The organism is Bacteroidota bacterium, from assembly GCA_030017895.1.
Lineage (GTDB): Bacteria > Bacteroidota > Ignavibacteria > UBA10030 > BY39 > JASEGV01.
Genome location: JASEGV010000136.1, coordinates 1 through 3860, shown reverse-complemented (window position 1 = coordinate 3860; position 3860 = coordinate 1). Strand labels below are relative to the sequence as shown.

The window sequence follows — 3860 nt, the reverse complement described above, 5'->3', positions numbered from 1 at the left end:
TCTTAAATATACAAAAAAAAGTATTCAATAAGTCAATTTTTGGAACCGCCCTATATTCTTTTTTCGTTATTATCTTCATAAATATAAAATCCAAAATTATAAAACTCGGCTACAATATAAACCTTTTAGAAGTAAGTGTCAAGAAACATTTTACGTTTCAAGAAAATATTTGTTCATACTAATCTAATGGTGAATACTCCTACTTCGCCTGAGACAGATTTGGTGGACAGGTAATGAATCCTCCGATAATTCCCATCGCGACTGAAAACAGAAGCAGGTTTATTTTTTCGATAATAGAATTTAATTTAGATACTTTAAGCTGACCAACTTTATATAACACTATGTGACTATCGGCTGTAAAAATACGGTTAGGTCTAATATTACTAACTTGGTTAAGTCCTCCAGATTCAAAATCATTTGTGTTAAGCAAAATTGCATGACTATCTATAACTGATTTACTTTGAGAGAGGATTCACTCGCAATAGCAGTGTCTTTTCCTTCAATCATTAGTTTTGTTTTTAGAAATCGAATAAAATCCATAACCTCGTCGAGTAGCGGTTCGGGTATGTGTTCAATTTCATTTATTAGTACTTGCTTTTTAGTCATTCTTAACCTCTTTGTTGTGAATAATAGCAAATTTTCAACTATTTAACAACTTTAAAAATATAATTTACAATCTATGAAGTTCTCAATGCTTCAACAATATTCAACCTTGCCGCTCGTACTGATGGCAAGAATCCTCCGATAATTCCCATCGCGACTGAAAACAGAAGCGAGCTGATTACGATATCAGGGGATAACGAAAAATTAAACGCAAGCTCCGAAAAAGAACCAAAATTTATCATCGAAATATTGAAAAATTGTAAGAACGACGCAAGTATAAGCCCCGCCGATCCGCCAATCAAAGATAAAACTAGCGACTCTACAAGAAATGCAGCTAAAACATTTCGCCGCCGGAAGCCAAGCGCTCGGAGAGTTCCAATCTCTACTGTCCTGTTAGAGACTGCGGCATACATTGTAATCATTGCACCAATCATTGCACCCAAACTAAAAATTACTGTAACCACAATACCGAGTATTCTAATAAACATAGCCATATCTTCAGATTGCTCGGCATAAAACTGTTTCTCCCGCTTTACATCCAAGGTTTGTAAACGTAAATCTTTGTTGAACCCGTTCTTGAAATCTTCAAAAGCATCTTGTCGGTCTAGTCGTATAAGTATTGATGAGTACGCCCCCGTGTATCCGAATGCTGCCGCAAGTTGTATCTCATCGCCCCAAATCTCGGAATCAAATCCGCTGCCCCCCGCATCAAACCATCCAACAATCGTCCATTGGTCGCCGCCGAACTTAATTTTTTCTCCTACATTCGTTCCCTGAAATCTTTTATGTATAGAACTGCCAACGATGACTTCGCGTGATCCCCACTGAAACATTCTTCCTTCGACCAACTTCACATTAGGTCGAAGCTGAATACCTTCTGCTGTAACGCCTCTAACTGTAACATTGCCAATCCCACCTTTCTTTTCGCTGTACGACAAATTAATTACAGCCACTATCTCTTTTGACAAAAGAGGTTTTCCGTCCGAAGTCTTTGCTATATTGGGAAACGTTGAAAGTATATTTGCCTGATCAACCATTATGATAGAAGTAATTTCTCCTGTAGCAGCTTTTCGAAGAGCAATAATGTTATCATCCGACCCGGTTTCTATAAGAGTCTTCTGAATTCCGTACGCCATCATCAAAACTGCGGCGAACACAAATACAACCGCAGCGATTCCTGTTACAGTCAATGCTGTAGTCAATCGTCGTGTCTTCAAATTTCTTAATGTGTATTTAAAAGGTATTTTCATAAAACTTTATCTTAACCTATTTGCCGGAGTCCATCTACAATTTTTGTTGTTAATGTTCGTTGGATGGGAAACAAAGCTGCCAGCACACCAACAAGAACTGCGGCGCTGCTTGCAAGTATTAACGTAATGGGTTCTATAAAAAATATAGGAAACCAACCTTTTGGAAGTGCGGCTTCGAAACCTGACACCATCGGAAAGGCAAGCGCAATTCCAGTCGCACCACCGAGTGCTGCAATCAAAAGCGATTCACCTCCAATTAAACTGACCAGATGAAAGTTAGAGAATCCCAATGTTCTTAAAACCGAGTATTCACGAATACGCTCACGCGCCGACATAATCATAGTGTTTCCTAAAACGAGTAGTATAATACCGATGATGACAAACGACATAATGTTCATAGATGTAAAGATTGCACTGACAGATGCCATAAATCCTTGAGAAAATGCCCGCTCGGTCTCAGTTTTTGTTTCGGCTGAAGAGTTTAGAAAAAACTGGTCGATCTTTTCCGATATAACGGCTGCATCGTTCGGGTTTTTAATTTTACAGATGTACCATCCGACATATCCCTCGCGTCCGGGCATTTCCTTTTTCATACGTTCATCGACGTAATTCCAATGTACCAACATATTCGACGGGTCTGTTGCTTTATCTCGTGGTTTATAAATTCCGCGCACAACAAATTCCCACCGACCCGGATAGATATCCCCTTCTATCGGCATTACATCGCCGATTTTTAAATTGTAGCGTTCCACAAGCTGATCACCAATGATGCACGAATTGCGTTCTTTTTTAAATGCTACGAGTTGTTCGGGGGTAACGAGCAACTCAGAGTAAACATCGAAAAATGTTTCAGCATCAACAGCCAAACGGGCAAAGAATTGTTTTTTGTCTATATAAACGCCACTAAACCAATTCGCATAGGTTAAGCTCTCGATACCCTCGACTTTTGCAATCTTGTCTCGATACGAAAGGGGCAATGGAAAAATAAATGAGACAGAATGCCGAGTAATCAACCTGTCAGCCGCAGTTGCTTCTACTCCGGCATTCCAGGCAGTTACGACAGTTCTAATTAATCCAAAAGCAGAAATTGCGAGAGAAATTCCGAGAACAGTCAAAAAAGTTCGGAGTTTGTGACGTAGCATATTTTTAATAATCAATTTTAAAATGTGCATCGTTGCTCTCCTTATGTCAGTTCGCCTTTATCGAGTTGCTTGATAATATGGGCTCTTTCAACTGCACGCGGGTCGTGTGTAACCATAATAATCGTTTTCTTGAACTCAGCGTTTAAACGTTGTAAGAGGTCAAGAATTTCTAAAGCCGATATTTTATCAAGGTCGCCGGTGGGTTCATCGGCAATGAGTATTGTCGGGTCGGTAACAATTGCACGTGCAATTGCAACACGCTGTTCCTGTCCGCCTGAAAGCTGTTTCGGATAATGATGAATTCGATCTTCAAGTCCGACAACCTTCAGCACAAATTCAACGTGTTCTTTCCGCTCTTTCTTCGAAAGTTTTGTAAGGAGAAGTGGAAGCTCAACATTTTCGAATGCCGTGAGAACAGGGAGGAGATTGTAAAATTGAAAAACAAATCCTACGTTGCCCGACCGCCACTTTGCTAATTGCGACTCACCTAACTTTGTAACATCGGTATTTGCAACAACGATTATACCTTTGGTTGGACGGTCAATTCCGGCGATGAGATTTAGCAATGTGGTTTTTCCTGAACCCGATGGACCCATAAGTCCTACGAATTCGCCCTCCGGGACTTCAAACGAGATGTTTGATAGCACGGGAATCTCGAGTGAATCTCTCCAGTAGGATTTCGAAATATTTTGAATAGAGACGATAGACATATTTATATTTATGATTTCGGATTTATGATTTTGGATTACAGATTTTAGCTGGTATTAGTTATAGTTTAATAGGAAATAATTACAAACTAAAAACTAAAACCTTTAAGGGCGGTTCCAAAAATTGACTTATTGAATACTTTTTTTTGTATATTTAA

Annotated in this window: 4 protein-coding genes; all 4 read right to left on the bottom strand. The window is 39.2% G+C overall.

The window, feature by feature from the left end; all coding sequences use genetic code 11:
* Nucleotides 1-444: 444 nt before the first annotated feature.
* A complete protein-coding gene (locus QME58_14225) occupies nucleotides 445-606 on the bottom strand; it encodes a DUF2281 domain-containing protein (protein MDI6804970.1) in 162 nt (53 codons plus the stop codon).
* A 71-nt stretch (nucleotides 607-677) separates the two neighbouring features.
* Complete coding sequence (locus QME58_14220; protein ID MDI6804969.1) at nucleotides 678-1853, bottom strand: ABC transporter permease; 1176 nt, start codon at nucleotides 1851-1853, stop codon at nucleotides 678-680.
* Between the two features lie 11 nt (nucleotides 1854-1864).
* Entirely contained in the window at nucleotides 1865-3025 is a 1161-nt protein-coding gene (locus QME58_14215) for an ABC transporter permease (GenBank protein ID MDI6804968.1), read from the bottom strand.
* Nucleotides 3026-3036: 11 nt separating this feature from the next.
* Nucleotides 3037-3705, bottom strand: a complete 669-nt coding sequence (locus QME58_14210; protein ID MDI6804967.1) for an ABC transporter ATP-binding protein — start codon at nucleotides 3703-3705, stop codon at nucleotides 3037-3039.
* Nucleotides 3706-3860: the final 155 nt, after the last annotated feature.